A 17,614-nucleotide genomic window follows, 5' to 3' on the forward strand; every position below is an offset into this window, starting at 1 on the left:
GCTCGCGATCGCCGCGGTCGTGCTGTTCAACGCGTTCGCCCCGACCCGGTCGGCGTTCGGCGCGAAGATCACGAACGACACGGACACCGCCGGGACCGCGCCGTACTTCACGTGCTCCGCAGCCGTCGGTGCCGACACCGCGAACGCCGTGTTCGCCTACCGCCTCGGCGAGGCATCGGGGTCATCGGTGGCGACCGACTGGTCCGGCAAGGGACAGAACGGCACCTACCAGGGGTCGATGGCGGCGGTCGCTCCGAGCCCGAACGCCTGCCCGCGGGACGCCGGGACGGCCTACCAGCTGAACGGTTCCACGAGCTTCGTCTCGACGCCGACGCGGTACACGAACCCCACCACCTTCAGTACCGAGGTCTGGTTCCGCATCACCGTCGCCGGCGGGATGCTCGTCGGCTTCGGCAGCAACCAGGTCACGACGTCCGGACAGCACGACCGCCAGGTGTACCTCAACACCGCAGGGCAGCTCGTCTTCGGTTCGTACAACGGCACCACGCAGGTCGTCACCTCGCCGAAGGCCTACACCGACGGCGCGTGGCACCACGTCGTCGCGACGATGTCCGCGTCCACGGGGATGAAGCTCTACGCCGACGGCGCGCTCGTCGCGTCGAACGCCGCCTACACGACGCCCGAGAACTACGCCGGGTACTGGCGCATCGGCTACGACACCGTCTCCGGGTGGCCCGGTCAGCCGTCGAACTTCTTCTTCACCGGGCAGATGCGGTACGCGGCCGTCTACAGCACCGTGCTCTCCGCGACGCAGGTCGCGAACCACGCCACCGCCGGACGCTGACGGGCGGGTCGCGTCGACGACGTGACCCAGCGCCGGCCGGGAGGCACGGTGCGGGCCCGCACCGCGCCTCACGTCCACCGGTGGTCGCTGCGCGGACCGGTGCCTTCGGTCAGGCGGCGACGACGTCCAGCGCGCGCCGAGCCGCCCGCACGACCTCGGCATCGGTGACGAAGTGGGCCGACCCGTCGTCGGAGCCACCCATCGGGACGCCGGCGTGGGCGCTGCCGACGGCCGGGCGCTTCGCGGAGAGGTGCACGGCGGCCACCCCCACCGACACGAGTGCGGCGACGTCCGCCGGGGTCACGCCGGCGCCGGCCATGACCTGCACGCCACCGGCGGCCTCGACCACACGGGCGATCGTCGAGGCACCGGCTGCAGCGGTCGGCGCGCCACCGGACGTCAGCACCCGGGTGAAGCCGAGCTCGGCGAGCGACGCCGCGGCGGCGACGGGGTCCGCCGCGTGGTCGATCGCGCGGTGCAGGGTGACCTCGGCAGTGGCGCTCACCGATCGTGCGGCGGCGACGAACCGGCGCAGGGCGTCGGTGTCGAGTGTCCGGTCGGGGCGCAGGGCACCGACGACGACACCGGCCGCACCGGAGCGGAGGACCGTGCGGACCTCGCGCTCCATGAGGTCGAGCTCGTCACGGTCGTGCACGAACCCGCCCGGCCGGCACCGCACGAGTGCGTGTGCCGGGATGCCGGTCTCGTGCACGGTCTCGACGAGGGCCTGCGACGGGGTGAGCCCGCCGAGTTCGAGGCCGACGCAGAGCTCGACGCGATCCGCGCCGTGGTCGCGGGCGACGAGAGCTCCCGCGGGCGAGGTGACCGCGATCTCGAGGGCGACGGGGGCGGTGGTCACGCGACGGCTCCGAGCGGTTCGTTCGACGACGGGATGATCCGGGCGCCGAGGTCGGGCGCCGACGGGAACTCCCGATCGTAGGGGAACATCGGGCGCTGGATCCTGTGGTGCCCGAGCCGCTCGAGGTCCTGGTCGACACCGCCGGGGGTGAGGGCGAGCATCCAGTCGGCGGCCATGTCGAAGAGCTCGGGTTCGAGGTACCCGATCTTGACGATGACGACGTCGGCGTCGCGCGGCGCGAGGTCGAGGTCGGTGAAGTCGTGCTCGTGGTGGTACGGCTTCCGGAGCTTCGTGAGGATCGCGAACACCGACCCGACCTGGAGCACGACCTCGGTCTCGGCGTCGCGGTCTCCGTGCTTGACCGCGTGCACCCGACCGGTCATGGTGATCGGTCCCGCGTGCACCGCGTCGACCGCAGCCCCGGCGGTGACGGTCACGGTCGCACCGACCCCGGCCTCCACGGCGGTCGCGACGGCCTCGGGGCCGGGGACGCTCGCGTAGATGACGGTCGGGCCGTCGGGCGAGGAGAACGCCGGGTTCGCGAGCACCTGCGTGAGTCCCCACGTCATGTCGCCGGAGCCGCCGGCGGTCGGGTTGTCGCCCGAGTCCGAGACGAAGTACGGTCGCGCGGCACCCGGCGCGAGCGCAGCGGCGAGGCACTCGTCGAACGAGCCGGTCGGCGCGACGAACACGAAGTCCTCGCGGACGTCCCAGAACGCGCGGGCGAGCCGCTCGGCACCGGCGGCGACGGTCTCGCGGTCCCAACCGGTGACCACCGTGACGGCGCGGTCGCGGGGCTGGTCCGCCCAGGCGTAGCCGACCCAGATCGCGGCGTCGAGGACACCCGGGGTGGCCTCGACCTCCGGCACCTGCGCGTACAGCGAGGCCGCTGGTTCGATGCGCGTCGAGGTCTGCTCGCCGGGGAGCAGGACGGGGATCGGTACCCAGGCCTTCACGGGACGCTGCTCGCCGACCGGCCGGGTGGTGAGCACGTCGACGAGGTTGCGGACGGCCCGCTCCTTGGTCTCGAGGGCGTCCTCGTGCGGGGCCATGCGGTAGCAGGTGACGAGGTCGACCTGGTGCGCGAGCTCCGCGGTGACGTTGCCGTGCAGGTCCATCGAGGCCGACACGACGACGTCCGGTCCGACGACCGCGCGGATGCGTCCGAGCAGGTCCGTCTCGGCGTCGTCGAGTCCCTCGACCACCATCGCGCCGTGGATGTCGTACCAGAGACCGTCCACCGGACCGATCGCGGCCAACCGGGAGGTGATCTCGGACGCGAGCGACTCGTACGAGTCGCGGTCGACCATGCCGCCGGGCAGGGCGTGACCGATCAGCGCGCCGCGGAAGTCGGCCCGTTCGGCGTACGACGCGAGGAACGGGTACCGCGCGACGACCTCGTCGCCGCGGTCCGGGTGGAACGCCGGTGCGTGCGTCCGGGTGGGGGTGAACGTCGAGGTCTCGATGGCGAGCCCCGCGATCGCGATCACCGGGCGACGGACGGCGGACGCAGCGGGCGCTGCTGGCACGGACTCAGACACGGACGTTCCTCTTCCTGACGGTGGACTGGGGGATGGGCGTCGAGAGCTCCTCGAGCGAGGCGGTGAGGCCCCGCTGCAGCGCGAACTGACCGGCCCCGACGAGCCCCGCGTCGGCGCCGAGCGACACCGGTTCGATCACGAGGTGCTGCGTCATGAGCGGGTGGCAGCTCTCGTACAGCTGGCTCCGGACGGCGGCGATGAACGGGTCGAGCGTCGACAGGATGCCGCCGAGGTAGACCGCGTCCGGGTTGAAGAAGTTGACGTTGGCCGCGAGCACCTCGCCGAGGTACCGCCCGGCGAGCCGCACGGCCCGGGTCGCCTCGGGGTGCGCGTCCGAAGCGAGCCGCACCACGTCGGCCGTGGACTCGACCGCGACCCCGGCGTTCGACAGGATGCGGACGAGCGCGGCACCGGACGCCACCGTCTCGAGGCAGCCGGTGTTCCCGCACGAGCACGGGGTGTCCCCGGCCGCGTCGATGCGCACGTGCGTGATGTCGCCCGCGGACCCGGTCGACCCGCGGTAGAGCCGACCGTCGATGACGATCCCGGCGCCGATCGCCGAGCCGGCCTTGATCGTGATGGTCTGCCGGCGGGACGGGTCCTGCACGCTCTGCTCGCCCGCGGCCATGCAGTTCGCGTCGTTGTCGACGATCGCCGGCAGTCCGAACCGTTCGGTGAGCCAGGACGCCACCGGGAAGCCGTTCCACCCCGGCATGCGGCTCGGCAGGTCGACCACGCCGGCCTCGACGTCGACCGGCCCGGGAAGGCTCAGCCCGACGCCTCGGAGGCCCGCGCGACCCTGCTCGTCGGCGAGGCGCTCGAGCATCCCGGCCAACCGCTGCAGGCCGGCGCTCGGACCGTCGGCGAGCGCGAACGGGACGTTCGCGACCGACTCGAGCGCGCCTCCCGGCCGGACCACGCCGATGCGGGCGTGACCGCCGCCGACGTCCGCGGCGACCGCGTACTCGTCGGCCCCGCCGATCCGGAGCACCTTGCGGGGGCGCCCGCCGGTCGAGACGTCGGTGCCCTCCTCGGCGAGGAGCCCGTGTGCGAGCAGCTGCGCGACCACGTGCGAGACGGTCGACGGGGCGGCCGAGAGCAGTGCCGCGATCTCGGTGCGGCTCGAGGCCTGACCCGAGGCGACGAGCTCCAGGACGCGGGCGCTGAGGTCGGCCACGACTTTCTCCAATCCGGCGGAAAGCGGTCGATGACCGCCCGTGGCACCGAGCCTAAGCGGCAGATCGACCGGTCCACCCTTTCGCCCGAACCGCAGAAACGAACTATTTACATCGGATTGTTTGTTTTTCCAACGGCTTTGGTCATTGACTGTCCCCGTGCCGACCGGCACGCGTGCTCCACACCCCGACACTTCCCACGCACCAGGAGACACACATGACCAAGCCCCGTCGCTGGGCGCTCCTCACCGGAGCCGCGATCGCCGTGAGCGCGCTGCTCGCCGGCTGCTCCGGGGGCGGCAACGCCTCGTCCGGCAGCAGCAACGCCGACGAGATCAACTACGCACTGCCGGCGAACTTCACGCCGAACTGGATCCTCCCGATCGGCACGGCCGCGCACCTCAACACGAACAACGGCTCGATCGCGCAGTCGCTGTACGAGCCGCTCGTCGCCTACGACGGGTCGACGGGCAAGATCACCTGGAACAAGGCCGGCTCCGTCGCCACCGACGCGGCGTTCGCGAAGGACGGAAAGAGCGTCACGATGACCCTCGGCGATCGCCACTGGTCGGACGGCAAGCCGATCACCAGCCGCGACGTGCAGTTCTGGTTCAACCTCATCAAGGCGAACAAGGACCAGTGGGGCTCGTACTCGAAGGGCAAGGCGCCCGACAACTGGACGTCGTTCACGGCGGACGACGACACCCACTTCACGATCACGTTCGACAAGGCGTACAACTCGGACTGGATGCTCGCGAACCAGCTGAGCCACATCATCCCGCTGCCGCAGCACGCCTGGGACAAGACGAGCGCGGGCGGCTCGGTGGGCAACGCGGACGAGACGACCGAGGGCGCGAAGCAGGTCTGGAAGTACCTCAACACCGCCGCGGGCAAGATCTCGGACTACGCGAGCGACGACCTGTGGAAGACCATCTCCGGCCCGTACGGTGTCAGCGCGTTCTCGACGGCCGGCAAGGTCACCCTGACGGCGAACAAGCAGTACGACGGTGGTGAGAAGCCCTCCATCACGACCGTGAACCTGCTCCCGTTCACGTCCGCCGACGCCGAGGTCAACGCCGTCCGTTCGGGCGGGGTCGACTACGGGTACATCAACGCCACGGACATGGACCAGAAGGCGTCGTTCGAGGCCAAGGGCTACGAGGTGCAGCCCTGGACCGGCTGGGCGATCACCTACATGCCGTACAACTTCAACAACCCGACGATGGGCGCCGTCTTCAAGCAGCTGTACGCCCGCCAGGCCGTGCAGATGTCGATCGACCAGACCTCGCTGTCGAAGGTCGTGTTCAACGGCACCGCCACCTCGACCTACGGGCCGATCCCGCAGGCGCAGGAGTCCGACTACGTGTCGAGCGTCCAGAAGGACAACCCGTACCCGTTCAGCACCTCGAAGGCCAAGGCGCTCCTGACCAGCCACGGCTGGGAGGAGCAGGGCGGCACGATGGTCTGCACCGACCCGGGCACGTCCGACAACCAGTGCGGCGAGGGTGTCGACAAGGGCACGAAGTTCACGATGAACGTGCTCTCGCAGTCCGGTTCGACCGTTACCGACAACATGATGAGCGCGATCCAGTCCTCGCTCGCGAAGACCGGCATCGGCTTCACGATCAAGACCGCGCCGGTGTCGAGCGTCCTGTCGCAGACCCCGACCTGCACGAGCGACGAGGCCAGCTGCGACTGGGACCTCTCCTTCTTCGGCACGGCGGGCAGCTGGTACTTCCCGGCCTACCCGACCGGTGAGTCGCTCTTCCAGACCGGTGGCTCGGCGAACTTCGGGTCGTACTCGAACAAGGAGGTCGACCAGCTCATCGACGCGACCACCACCTCGACCGACTCGACCGCCGTGCAGGACTACAGCGCGGCCGTCGCGAAGGACCTCCCGGTCATCTGGCTCCCGGAGCCCGACTACCAGATCTCGGTCGTCAAGAAGGGCCTGACCGGGTTCGACCAGGACTCCCTCGCGAACTTCCACCCGGCGCAGTGGAAGTGGAGCAAGTAACACCCAGGACAGCCGGGAGGCGCGGTGCGCGTCCGACGCGCACCGCGCCTCCCTCCCGGCTCACGTCTCCAATCCGACCATCGGAAGCCGCATGACCACCGCTCTCTACCTGCTCCGGCGCGTGCTGCAAGCACTCGCCGTGGTCCTCATCGTCACGATCGTCGTGTTCTGCCTGCTGCACGCCCTGCCGGGCGGACCCGCCCGCGGCGTCCTCGGCGTCTCCGCGACGCCGGCGCAGATCGCCGCCTTCAACCAGTCGCAGGGGCTCGACCAGCCGCTGCCCGTGCAGTACCTCCGGTTCCTCGGACGTCTGCTCACCGGCGACGTCGGCACGTCGTACACGCTCAACGAGCCGGTCGCGCAGCTCATCGCCGAGCGCCTGCCGAAGACCCTCGTGCTCACCGGCATGTCCGCCGTCCTCGGGCTCGTGATCGCCATCCCCGTCGGCATGTGGCAGGCCGTCCGCCGCAACGGAGCGGTCGACTACGCGGCCACCGCGCTCGCGTTCGTGTTCTACTCGACGCCCGCGTTCTTCCTCGGCCTCGTGCTCATCATCGTGTTCAGCCAGCAGCTGCCGTGGCTGCCGTCGCAGGCGCCGAGCGGCAACACCCTCGCCGAGGTCTTCCAGGACCCGGCCGGTCTCGTGCTCCCCGTCGTGACCGGCGCCCTCGCCATGATCGCCGTGTTCAGCCGGTACATGCGGGCGTCGACGCTCGAGAACCTGCAGGAGGACTACGTCCGCACCGCCCGCGCCGGGGGAGCCTCGACGGCGACGATCCTCCGGCGGCACGTGTTCCGGAACTCGCTCACCCCCGTGGTCGCGATGCTCGGCTACTACCTGCCCGTGCTGTTCGGCGGCGCACTCGTGACCGAGCAGCTGTTCAACTACCCCGGCATGGGGCTGCTGTTCTGGAACGCGGCGCAGACCTCGGACTACCCGACGCTGCTCGGCTGCGTCCTCGTCATCTCGATCGCGACCGTGGTGGGCACGTTGCTCGCCGACGTCGCGCAGACCCTCATCGACCCGCGAACGAAGGCGAGCCGCGCATGAGCGCCGTCCAACTGGCCCCGGAAGCACCGGGTGCACCCGTCGTCGTCGGCGCGACCGGCTGGCGGCTCGCGGTGCGACGCTTCCGGCGCAACACCCTCGCGGTGATCGGCCTCGTCGTCATCGTCGTGGTCGTGCTGTTCTGCTTCGTCGGCCCGTTCCTGTACCCGACCGACCAGACCCACACGCAGCTGGACCAGGTGAACCTCGCCCCGAGCGCCGCGCACCTCCTCGGCACCGACGCCGTCGGCCACGACGTCCTCGGTCGGCTCATGTTCGGCGGCAAGGTTTCGCTCACGGTCGGCATCGCCGCGGGCATCCTCGCGACGGTCGTCGGCACGCTCTGGGGCTCGGTCGCCGGGTACGTCGGCGGGTGGGTCGACGCCGTGATGATGCGCGTCGTCGACGCCGGCATCGCCATCCCCGCGCTGTTCATCCTGCTCGTCATCTCGGCGATCACGACCCCCGGTGTCTGGGGGCTCGTCGTGATCCTCGGACTCGTGTCGTGGCTCGTGCCCTCCCGGCTCATCCGCGCCGAGACGCTGACGCTGAAGAACCGCGACTACGTGCTCACCCTGCGCGCCATCGGTGGCTCGCACGCCCGGGCCATCGGGCGGCACCTGCTGCCGAACTCGGTGTCCACGATCGTCGTCGCGGCCACGTTCCAGGTCGCCGACGCGATCCTCCTCGTGGCGTACGTCTCCTACCTCGGACTCGGCGTCCAGGCGCCCGCGACCGACTGGGGTGGCATGCTCTCCGCCGGGCTGACCTCGGCCTACTCCGGACGCTGGTGGCTCATCGTGCCGCCGGGACTCGCCGTGATCCTCGTCGTCTGCGCGTTCAACGCCGTGGGCGACGGGCTCCGGGACGCCTTCGACGTGAGGGGCCGCTGATGTCCGTCCTGACCACCACCGACCTCGGGGTCACCTTCTCGACCGAGTCCGGCACCGTCGACGCCGTCCGCGATGTCACCCTGCACGTGGAAGCGGGGGAGACGCTCGCGCTCGTCGGGGAGTCCGGCTCCGGCAAGTCCACCGTGGCACTCGCCGCGATGGGGCTGCTCTCCGGCAACGCGACCGCGACCGGCAGCGCCGTCGTCGACGGGCACGAGGTCGTCGGCGCCCCGGAGTCCGCACTCCGTCCGCTCCGCGGCTCGACCGTCTCGATGGTCTTCCAGGAGCCCGCGACCGCGCTCGACCCGCTCACCCGGGTCGGCGCGCAGATCGCCGAGGTCATCCGGAACCACGAGGACGTGTCCGCCGCGGACGCCGCAGCCCGCGCGGTCGAGCTGCTCGACCGCGTCGGCATCCCGTCGCCCGCGTCCCGCGCGAAGGCGTACCCGTTCGAACTGTCCGGGGGGCAGCGGCAGCGCGTCGTCATCGCGATGGCGATCGCGAACGCACCGAAACTCCTCATCGCCGACGAACCCACGACCGCCCTCGACGTCACCGTGCAGGCCGAGATCCTCGAGCTCCTGCGCGGACTCGCCGCCGACGCCGGCACGGGCGTGCTCCTCGTGACGCACAACATGGGCGTCGTCGCGGACTTCGCGGACCGCGTCGCGGTCATGCTGCAGGGCGAGGTCGTCGAGACCGGGGGCGTCGAGGACGTCCTGCTCCGCCCGCAGCACGACTACACGAAGCGGCTGCTCGCGGCCGTGCCGCGACTCACGGTCGCCACGGGCAATCGGCCGGCGGTGTCCGACGCTGCCGTGGCGGCCGGGAGGCACGACGCACCCCCGGTGGTCGACCTGCGGGACGTCTCGGTGACGTTCGGGCGCGGGGCGCGCGCCGTGCAGGCCCTCCGTGGGATCGACGTCGCCGTCCACGCCGGCGAGACCGTCGGGCTCGTCGGCGAGTCCGGCTCGGGCAAGTCCACGGCAGCACGGGTCGCGCTGGGCCTGCAGAAGCCGACCTCGGGCAGCGTGCACCTCTTCGGCACGGACCTCGCCCGGGCCCGCGGACGCGACCGCCGCACACTCCGGTCGGGGATCGGCGTCGTGCTGCAGGACCCGGTGGCCTCGCTCGACGCGCGGATGTCCGTCGCCGAGTGCATCGCCGAGCCGCTCGCCGTGCACCGTCGCGGGATGTCCTCGGCGGACAAGCGGCGCCGCGTCGACGAGGTCCTCGACGCCGTCCGGCTGCCCCGGACCCTCGCATCCCGGGCGCCCCGGGAGCTCTCCGGCGGACAGCGCCAGCGGGTGTCCCTCGCCCGGGCCCTCGTGCTGTCGCCGCGCCTCCTCGTCGCCGACGAACCGACGAGTGCGCTCGACGTCAGCGTGCAGGAGACCGTGCTCGACGTGCTCCGGGAGCTCCAGGGCGACCTCGGCTTCGCGTGCCTGTTCGTCTCCCACGACCTCGCCGTCGTGCAGCAGTTCGCGGAGCGCGTCGTCGTGATGCGCCAGGGCGTCGTCGAGGAGCAGGGCGCGACCGGTGCCACCCTCGTGCACCCGGAGACCGACTACACCCGCCGACTCCTCGCGGCGGTCCCCGTGCCCGACCCGGTCGTGCAACGCCGGCGTCGGGCCGAACGGCTCACCGGTCTCGGTACGGTGACCGCATGAGCGCCGACGTCATCGCCGGCATCGACGTCGGCGGGACGAACACCAAGGTGCTGCTGACCACAGCGGACCTGCAGGTCGTCGACCGCGTCGACCTCCCGACACCGGCGCACGCCGGTGGGGCAGCCATCGTCGCGACCGGCGTCCGCGCCGTGACGGAGCTGCTCGACCGGCACCGGGCCTCCCTGGCGGGTGTCGGAGTCGGCGCAGCCGGCGTCGTCGACGCCGGGACCGGCACGGTCCTCGTGACCGGCAACTCGTTCACCGGCTGGGCCGGGTACGGCGTGACCGCGGCCGTGTCCGAGGCCCTCGGTGTGCCCGCGACCCTCGACAACGACGTGAACGCGTTCCTCCTCGGCGAGGTCGCGACCGGTGCCGTCGCGGGGGAGCCCGACGTGCTCGGCATGACGCTCGGCACCGGGGTCGGCGGGGCGCTCGTGCTCGGCGGGACCCTCTTCGCCGGGCCGCGCGGTGCCGCGGGCGAGATCGGGCACGTGCCGGGCTTCGGCGACGCCGTCTGCACGTGCGGACAGGTCGGACACCTGGAGACGCTCGCCGGGGCCCGCGGGATCGCCGACCGCTACGCCGAACGCTCCGGCCACCGGCTCTCTGCCCGAGAGGTCGCCGACGCCGCCCGCGCGGGTGACACCGACGCCGCCGCCGTGTTCGAGCGTGCCGGGTGGGGCCTCGCGCGTGCAGCCCTGCTCACGGCGGGGATCCTCGACGTGACGACCGTCGTGATCGGCGGGGGCATCGCCCGCTCGTGGGACCTCCTCGAACCGGCGGTCAGCGCCGCCATCGCTGCCGAACCGCCCGTGAGCGGCGCCCCGATCCGGCTCGCGCAGTCGACGCTGGGGGCCGACGCCGTGGCGCTCGGGGCGGCAGCGCAGGCGCGGGACCTCGTGCTCGGGGGTGCGCCGGTCGTCTGACCCGGCGACGGCCGACCGCGCCCGCCGCGCGGCTCCCGATGCGCGCGGCCGTCCGCACGCTGGACCGGTACCGAGCGGGGCGCGGGCATCGTGGGCGCATGAGCCAGTACGACAAGCGCGACCCGAACACCCTCTACCTCGCACCGCCGTACCCGGAGCAGGAGCAGTCGCTGCCGGGCGCCGCCTGGAAGATGGACCCGGAGCCCGACCACGGCGAGCAGAGCTACGTCGGGAAGGAGCGTCTGAAGGGGTACCGCGGCATCGTCACCGGCGCCGACTCGGGCATCGGCCGCGCCGCCGCGATCGCGCTCTCCCGCGAAGGCGCCGACCTCGTGCTCTCCTACCTGCCCGACGAGCAGGAGGACGCCGAGCAGGTGCGGGACCTCCTCGAGGGTGAGGGGCGCCGCGCAGTGCTCTTCCCCGGCGACATCTCCGACGAGCAGTACTGCCAGGACCTCGTGCGGCAGGCCGTCGACGAGTTCGGGGGCCTCGACACCCTCGTCATGGTCGCCGGTCGGATGGACAGCAACGACGACATCCTGACGCTCAGCACCGAGCACTTCGACTCGACCTTCAAGACGAACATCTACTCGCTGTTCTGGCTGACCAAGGCCGCGGTGCCGCACCTCGAGCCCGGGTCGACGATCGTCACCACCGGCTCGATCCAGGCGAGCACGCCGTCGCCGGACAAGATCGACTACGCGATCTCGAAGAGCGCCGTGAAGACCTTCACCGAGGCCGTCGCGCAGCAGCTCGCGCCGAAGGGCATCCGGGTGAACTCCGTCGCTCCCGGACCGGTCTGGACGCCCCTGCAGCCGGGGTCGGACGACGCGCAGACCGTGGCGCACTTCGGTGAGTCGTCACCGTTCGGCCGTCCCGGGCAGCCCGCCGAGCTCGGTGCCGCGTACGTGCACCTCGTCAGCCCGGAGTCGAGCTACCAGTCCGGCTCGACGATCACGGTCGCGGGCGGGACGCCCGCCTTCTAGACGCGCCGACGAGACGGACGGGAGCAGCGATGGCAGGCGTGACACACGTGGTACTGGTGACGTGGAACGGGACCGAGGGACTGGCCGCACAGGCAGATGCCCTCGCGCGGGAGCACCTGCCACGCATCGACGGCGTGGAGTCCGTGCGCTCGGGCCCGAGTGTCAGCACCGAGGGCCACGAGGGCGGCTTCGACTGGATGCTCGTCGTGCGGTTCCGCGACCGGGCGGCGCTCGACGGCTACCTGCCGCACCCGGAACACCAGCCCGTGTCCGCCCACATCCGAGCGGGCAGCGAGCGCGTCGTCGTGTTCGACGTCGAGGACTGATCGACGGGTGCCCGACGGCACCCTCACCGCTCCCGATCGCGCTCCCGTGGACGACTGACCGGGCCGAAGAAGTCGGCGTACACGGGCTCGTGCGGCAGGTTCTCCACGAGCCGCCGGTGCACGAGTGCCTCGATGTCGGCCGGGTGGAGCATGCCGCGGCGGTGCCACTCGTGGCGTTCGTCGGCAGGCTCGCCGCACACGTCTCGGTCGTCGGACGGCTCGAGTGGACCCATTCCCCTCCACCTGTACATCAGCGTTGGAACACGACACGACGCAGCCCGGTCCGTGCGCCGCGCGTCCCGTGGCCAGACCAGGCCGGTGATGGCGAGAACACGATGTGACCGACCGATCCGGTGCATGCATGCCTAGGCTGGTGGCGTGGCCGACACGACCGGAACGACCGTCCTGCTCACCGCCTTCGAACCGTTCGGCGGCGCCGCGACGAACCCCTCCTGGGACGCGGTGTCGGCGCTCGCCGAACGGTGGGACGGCCCGGCGCGGCTCGTGACCGAACAGCTCCCGGTGGTGTTCGCCGAGGTGCGGCAGCGCCTCGCGGCGGCGATCCTCGAGCACCGGCCCGCCGTGGTCATCGCGACGGGGCTGGCCGAGGGTCGGACGGCGGTCACGCCGGAGCGGGTCGCGATCAACGTGCAGGACGCCCGGATCCCCGACAACGCCGGAGCGCAGCCCGTGGACGAGCCGATCGATCCGAACGGGCGACCGGCGTACTTCACGTCGCTGCCGATCAAGCGGATCGTCGCCGAGGTCCGAGCGCTCGGTGTCCCCGCGGCGGTGTCGAACACGGCGGGGACCTTCACGTGCAACCAGGCGTTCTACGAGCTCATGTCCCTCGCCGACCGAGAGGGGCTGCGCGCCGGGTTCGTGCACGTCCCGGCCACCACGGGCTTCGGTGACGGCACGGCGCCCACCCTCCCGCTCGAGGACGTCGTCCGCGCGCTCGAGGTCGTCGTCCGCGAGGCGCTCCGTGGCGGTCCGGACCTGGTCGAGCAGGGCGGCGCGGAACACTGATCCGGGCACCGACGTCCCGGTCGCTGAACGGTCTCTGATGGATCGTCACGGGAATCGGGGGCTGGGGTGTCCCCGACCTGCGACCATGGTCGGATGACCGCCGACGCCCCGCTGCTGCGCCCTCGAGGCCGCTCGTCCGCCGACCGCGACGTCGTCGGCATCCTCGAGCCCGCCCGGTACCCGCTCGCATCGGTGCTGCTCGCCGTGGTCGCGGTCCTCGTGATCACCGGGGTCGGATTCACGCTGGGGACGGTCGACCTCGGGCTGTCGAAGGCGTTGAACACACTCCACACCGGACCCGTCGGCGCGTTCGCCGACGCCGTCTACCACGTCATCAGCCCCGCACCGGCGATCGCGATCACGTTCGTCGTGGTCGGCGTGATCTGGTGGCGGACGCGGGACCTCCGGCCGGCGCTGGCCTTCGGCGGCACGATCGCGATCACGTGGATCCCCTCGGCCGTCGTGAAGGAGATCGTGCACCGCGCGCGGCCCGACGTCGCCGTGCTGCCGCACCCGTTCCCGGTGCAGCCGGACCCGGGCTACCCGAGCGGGCACACGGTGTACATGACGGCGTTCGTGATCGCCCTCATCTGGCTGCTGCGGGAGAACCGGTGGCACCGTGTGGCGCTCGTCGCCGGGACCGTGGCCATCGTCGTGGTGTTCTTCGCGGTCTCGATCGATGCGGTGCACTACCCGACGGACGCCGCGGCCTCGATCCTCTGGTCGCTCGCGGTGGCGCCGGGCGTCCGGGTGGTGTGGGTCGACTGGCTCATGCCGCGCATCCCGTTCCTGCGCGGTCCGCGCGCCCGCTCCGCGGCCTGACGCGGCCGTCCGGCCGGTTCGGCTGCCGTGCCGGTCCGGCTGCCGCTATCGAACGACCGCACCGTCGTCGTGCGACAGCGGCCATGTCGCTGCTTGCGTGCGCGCTGTACCGCCCCGTGCAACGAGCGACGAGGCAGTTGTCGTGCGACATCCACGGTGTCGTTCCGCAACGGCGACCGGCCCCGCCCCGGGACCCGCGCGCGTCAGTCCTCGATGGGGAGCAGACGCCGGGCGCCCGCGCCGTCCGCGCCCATCGCGTCGCCGGGGTTCATCACCAGGCAGGCGTTCAGCGAGACGCACCCGCAGCCGATGCACTGCGTCATCTCCTCCTGCAGTCGCTCGAGTTCGAGCTGGCGGGCACGGAGTCGAGCGCGCCACCGCTCGTTCAGCCGCGCCCAGTCCCGCAGTGAGGGCATCCGGTCGCTCGGCAGGGTCTCGAACTGCTCGGCGACCTCGCTGAGCGGGATCCCGAGCCGCTTCGCCACCTGGATGATCGCGATCCGACGTTCGACGTGTCGCGGGTAGAGCCGCGTGCCGCCCGTCGTGCGCTCCGGGTGGATCAGGCCCTTGCGTTCGTAGAAGTGCAGTGCCGATGCCGCGACACCGGTCCGTCGGACGACCTCCCCGATCGAGAGCAGGTCGGTCGGTCTCGGGGTGAGGATCTCCACCATGGTCGAGATCGTACGCGCGGAGTGATTCGCATCGCACTTGACAGTGCATATGATACGCAATATGTTGGACATCACGAAGCCGACGCAGGGTCGGTTGGATCCCGAAGGACACGACCATGACCGTTCTCTCGCAGCAGGACATCGCCCGCCCCGTCTCCTCGAACTGGCCCGCGCCGACCGACAACCCCGTCCTCGACGCGGTGCTCTCCGGGTTCGAGCGGCTCGGTGCCGCCCTGCCCCACGCCCTCGCGGTGCCCGTGATGCTCGCCCACGAAGCGCTCTGCGCACTCGCTCAGCGCCGCTGACCGCACACCGCGCACGACGGCGTCACGGCGTCACCGGACGAGCGTGCGACCCCGGAGCCGCTCCCGGGTCAGCGCCGGCAGCGTGATCCCGGTGTCCTGCTCGAGCACGTGCGTGCCAGGTGGCACTTCGAGGTCGACCGCGTCCAGCAGGTCGTCGTCGAGCGCCACCTCCGACGCCTGGAGGAACGCGTCCAGGTGCGACGACGTCCGCGGACCGATGACCACGCTCGACACGTCCGGGTGGGTCAGCGCGAACCCGACGGAGAGCTCGAAGAGCGTCAGCCCGGCCTCGTCGGCGATCCGTCCCAGGCGGTCCACGACCGCGAGCTTGCGGCGGTTCCCCGGCGATGCGACGGCGTAGGCGCCGGGGTCGGCGGCCGCCCGCGGGGACACCGGTTGCGACGCGCCCGCCCGGTACGCCCCCGCGAGCCACCCGCCGGCCAGCGGAGCACCGGCGAACACCCCGAGTCCGAACCGCCGCGCCACGGGCAGGACCGTCCGTTCCGCGGTCCGGGCGAGCAACGAGTAGGGGACGTGCGTGGCCGTCGCGCTCTTGCTGCCGGAGCGCAGCCACTGCGCCTCGACGAGCTCCTCGGCGGGGAACCCCGGGATCCCGAACGCGCGGATCCGTCCGAGTGCCACGAGGTCCGCGAGCGCGTCGAGCGTCTCGTCGAGCGACGTCGCCGGGTCCGGACGTGCGGGCTGGTACAGGTCGATGACGTCGACGCCCAGGCGGTCCAGGCTCCGTTCCACCGCGCGGAACATCCACCGGCGTCCGTTGCCGCGGTGCGCGGGGTCCGCATCGACCGGGTCCCCGAACCGTACGGACACGAAGACGTCGTCACGCCGACCCGCGAGGGCCACCCCGACCGCCGCTTCCGCGAGACCCGCGCCGTGCGCGTCCGAGACGTCCACCGCGGTCACGCCGCGGTCGAGGGCCTCGTGCACGAGTGCGGCCGCTGCGTCGAGGTCACGCGCCGCGACCCCGGCCAGCGCCCGGGTCCCGAGCGTCAACGCGCTCACGGGAGCCCCCGTCCGCCCGGTCCGTCGCTGTTCCATGCGCGACACGATAGGTGGCCGTGCGTGCACCGCGGCCGCCGGTGACGCAGCGTTACCGCACGTCGGCCGGGAGGCCCGTGGCGGGGCCGACCCGCGCCTCCCGGCCGACAGGCGGTACCCTCGGAGGCGCAAGCAGAACACGCAGTGTGTATCTACCGGCCGTGGGCCGCCCCGCACGGGGCCCACGGACAGCGGCGGCACCCGATGGGCCCGCCCCCTGTCCGGCCGGGCCGAGAAGGCACACCCCATGCTCCAGGCACGACCCACCTCCCTGATCGGCCACGCCGGTCGCTGGTACTTCCCGATCGCGTTCATCGCGCGACTGCCCTTCGCGATGATGGTCGTCGGCGTCCTGACGCTCGTCGTCGCCGCCCGCGACTCGGTGGCGCTCGGCGGGATCAACTCCGCGTCCGTCGGCATCGGCTCCGCGATCTTCGGACCGATGGTCGGCGCCGCTGCCGACCGGTTCGGGCAGCGCCGCGTGCTCGTCCCGGTCGGCATCGTGAACGGGGTGCTCCTCGGGGCGCTGCCCTTCGTGGTGTCGAGCGCCGCGCCCGACCTCGCCGTCCTCGCGATGTCGTTCCTCATCGGCGCGTCGGCGCCGCAGGTCGCGCCGATGTCCCGGAGCCGGTTGGTGGCGATCATCCGGCAGCGGATGGCGAAGGACCGGCACGAGAAGGTCCTCAGCGGCACGATGGCGTACGAGTCCGCCGCCGACGAGACGGTGTTCATCATCGGCCCGTTCCTCGTCGGCGTCCTCGCGAGCGCGATCGCGCCGTGGGTCGCCGTCGCGGGGGCGTCGGTCCTGACCTTCGTGTTCGTGACCGCGTTCGCGCTGCACCCGACCGGCAAGCTCGTCGTCGCGGCGTCCGGCACCGTCGCGCAGGCGCCGGCGCGCGAGCTGCTGCGGCCGCGTCTCGTCGTCGTGGTGCTCGGGATCCTCGGCATCGGGCTGTTCTTCGGCGCGACGCTGACCTCGCTGACGGCGTTCATGGAGGCGCACGGCGGAGCCTCCCGCGCGGGCCTCCTCTACGGTGTGATGGGCATCGGGTCAGCCGGGCTCGCCCTCGGGTCAGCGGCGTTCCCGCGGCGGTTCGGACTCGGGTGGCGGTGGCTCGTGTTCGGCGTGGTCCTGCTCGCCGGTGCGGTGGCGTTCTCGCTGGCGGACTCCGTGCTCGGGGTGGCGATCGTGCTCGGCGTCATGGGGATCGGCATCGGCCCGACGCTCGTGACGCAGTACTCGCTCGGGTCGGACCGCTCCCCGGTCGGACGCTCGGCGACGACCATGACGATCCTGGGATCGGCCGTGATCGTCGGGCAGTCGCTCGCATCGGCGGTCACGGGCGAGGTCGCCGAGCGCGCCGGAGCTGCGGGTGCGATGGTGCTGCCCGCGGTGGCGGCGGCGGTCGTCGTGTTCGCGGCAGTGGGGAACCTCGTGCTCTCGCGGTCCGCGCGCCGGGCCTGACGGACGGGCGTCCACGG

The 17,614-nt window shown here is 72.0% G+C and carries 18 protein-coding genes; 12 read left to right on the forward strand and 6 right to left on the reverse strand.

Translation table 11 applies throughout. The annotated features are described in order from the left end of the window. A partial coding sequence (locus NS184_RS04425; RefSeq protein WP_152998055.1) for a LamG domain-containing protein occupies positions 1-805 on the forward strand: 805 nt, incomplete at its 5' end. A 109-nt stretch (positions 806-914) separates the two neighbouring features. Here NS184_RS04425 and NS184_RS04430 read toward each other — a convergent pair. Genes NS184_RS04430 through NS184_RS04440 form a run of 3 tightly spaced genes read right to left on the reverse strand, consistent with a single transcriptional unit; the run spans position 915 to position 4,382 of the window. Continuing rightward, positions 915-1,664 (reverse strand): copper homeostasis protein CutC, encoded by a 750-nt coding sequence (locus NS184_RS04430; protein ID WP_058724929.1) that lies wholly within the window; start codon positions 1,662-1,664, stop codon positions 915-917. Next, positions 1,661-3,205 carry a M81 family metallopeptidase gene (locus NS184_RS04435; protein WP_058724930.1) on the reverse strand — a complete coding sequence of 515 codons (1,545 nt, stop codon included), beginning with the start codon at positions 3,203-3,205 and terminating at the stop codon, positions 1,661-1,663. Before NS184_RS04435 ends, NS184_RS04430 begins: the two co-directional genes overlap by 4 nt. After that, positions 3,198-4,382: an ROK family protein gene (locus NS184_RS04440; RefSeq protein WP_083513449.1), complete on the reverse strand. Its 1,185-nt coding sequence runs from the start codon at positions 4,380-4,382 to the stop codon at positions 3,198-3,200. Before NS184_RS04440 ends, NS184_RS04435 begins: the two co-directional genes overlap by 8 nt. 215 nt (positions 4,383-4,597) lie before the next feature. Here NS184_RS04440 and NS184_RS04445 point away from each other — a divergent pair, with 215 nt between their 5' ends. From NS184_RS04445 to NS184_RS04475, 7 genes are all read left to right on the forward strand, one after another. Further along, positions 4,598-6,397, forward strand: coding sequence for a peptide ABC transporter substrate-binding protein (locus NS184_RS04445; protein ID WP_058724932.1), 1,800 nt, complete (start codon positions 4,598-4,600; stop codon positions 6,395-6,397). Positions 6,398-6,488: 91 nt separating this feature from the next. After that, positions 6,489-7,448 carry an ABC transporter permease gene (locus NS184_RS04450; RefSeq protein ID WP_058724933.1) on the forward strand — a complete coding sequence of 320 codons (960 nt, stop codon included), beginning with the start codon at positions 6,489-6,491 and terminating at the stop codon, positions 7,446-7,448. Beyond that, entirely contained in the window at positions 7,445-8,338 is an 894-nt protein-coding gene (locus NS184_RS04455; RefSeq protein WP_058724934.1) for an ABC transporter permease, read from the forward strand. The genes NS184_RS04450 and NS184_RS04455 overlap by 4 nt, the downstream gene beginning before the upstream one ends. Beyond that, complete coding sequence (locus NS184_RS04460) at positions 8,338-10,008, forward strand: dipeptide ABC transporter ATP-binding protein (RefSeq protein WP_058724935.1); 1,671 nt, start codon at positions 8,338-8,340, stop codon at positions 10,006-10,008. The genes NS184_RS04455 and NS184_RS04460 overlap by 1 nt, the downstream gene beginning before the upstream one ends. Further along, the gene (locus NS184_RS04465) at positions 10,005-10,934 is read left to right on the forward strand and encodes an ROK family protein (RefSeq protein WP_058724936.1); all 930 of its coding nucleotides are present in this window, start codon (positions 10,005-10,007) and stop codon (positions 10,932-10,934) included. The genes NS184_RS04460 and NS184_RS04465 overlap by 4 nt, the downstream gene beginning before the upstream one ends. Before the next feature lie 98 nt (positions 10,935-11,032). After that, positions 11,033-11,920 (forward strand): SDR family oxidoreductase, encoded by an 888-nt coding sequence (locus tag NS184_RS04470; protein ID WP_058724937.1) that lies wholly within the window; start codon positions 11,033-11,035, stop codon positions 11,918-11,920. 29 nt (positions 11,921-11,949) lie between these two features. Beyond that, the gene (locus NS184_RS04475) at positions 11,950-12,246 is read left to right on the forward strand and encodes a Dabb family protein (protein ID WP_083513450.1); all 297 of its coding nucleotides are present in this window, start codon (positions 11,950-11,952) and stop codon (positions 12,244-12,246) included. Between the two features lie 23 nt (positions 12,247-12,269). Here the strand turns inward: NS184_RS04475 and NS184_RS04480 are convergent, their stop codons facing one another. Beyond that, the gene (locus tag NS184_RS04480) at positions 12,270-12,479 is read right to left on the reverse strand and encodes a hypothetical protein (RefSeq protein WP_058724939.1); all 210 of its coding nucleotides are present in this window, start codon (positions 12,477-12,479) and stop codon (positions 12,270-12,272) included. 145 nt (positions 12,480-12,624) lie between these two features. On the opposite strand from NS184_RS04480, the gene pcp reads away from it, so the two are divergent. Both pcp and NS184_RS04490 read left to right on the forward strand, forming a co-directional pair. Next, positions 12,625-13,275, forward strand: a complete 651-nt coding sequence (pcp, locus tag NS184_RS04485; RefSeq protein ID WP_058724940.1) for a pyroglutamyl-peptidase I — start codon at positions 12,625-12,627, stop codon at positions 13,273-13,275. Positions 13,276-13,368: 93 nt separating this feature from the next. Beyond that, a complete protein-coding gene (locus tag NS184_RS04490) occupies positions 13,369-14,097 on the forward strand; it encodes a phosphatase PAP2 family protein (protein WP_058724941.1) in 729 nt (242 codons plus the stop codon). A 203-nt stretch (positions 14,098-14,300) separates the two neighbouring features. On the opposite strand, the gene soxR is transcribed toward NS184_RS04490, so the two are convergent. Further along, positions 14,301-14,768, reverse strand: a complete 468-nt coding sequence (gene soxR / locus NS184_RS04495; protein ID WP_058724942.1) for a redox-sensitive transcriptional activator SoxR — start codon at positions 14,766-14,768, stop codon at positions 14,301-14,303. A 116-nt stretch (positions 14,769-14,884) separates the two neighbouring features. On the opposite strand from soxR, the gene NS184_RS04500 reads away from it, so the two are divergent. Continuing rightward, complete coding sequence (locus NS184_RS04500) at positions 14,885-15,073, forward strand: hypothetical protein (RefSeq protein WP_058724943.1); 189 nt, start codon at positions 14,885-14,887, stop codon at positions 15,071-15,073. A 30-nt stretch (positions 15,074-15,103) separates the two neighbouring features. On the opposite strand, the gene NS184_RS04505 is transcribed toward NS184_RS04500, so the two are convergent. Next, entirely contained in the window at positions 15,104-16,132 is a 1,029-nt protein-coding gene (locus NS184_RS04505) for an aldo/keto reductase (RefSeq protein ID WP_058724944.1), read from the reverse strand. A 247-nt stretch (positions 16,133-16,379) separates the two neighbouring features. Here NS184_RS04505 and NS184_RS04510 point away from each other — a divergent pair, with 247 nt between their 5' ends. Beyond that, complete coding sequence (locus NS184_RS04510) at positions 16,380-17,597, forward strand: MFS transporter (RefSeq protein ID WP_058724945.1); 1,218 nt, start codon at positions 16,380-16,382, stop codon at positions 17,595-17,597. Positions 17,598-17,614: the final 17 nt, after the last annotated feature.

This window comes from Curtobacterium luteum (assembly GCF_001475545.1).
Lineage (GTDB): Bacteria > Actinomycetota > Actinomycetes > Actinomycetales > Microbacteriaceae > Curtobacterium > Curtobacterium luteum_A.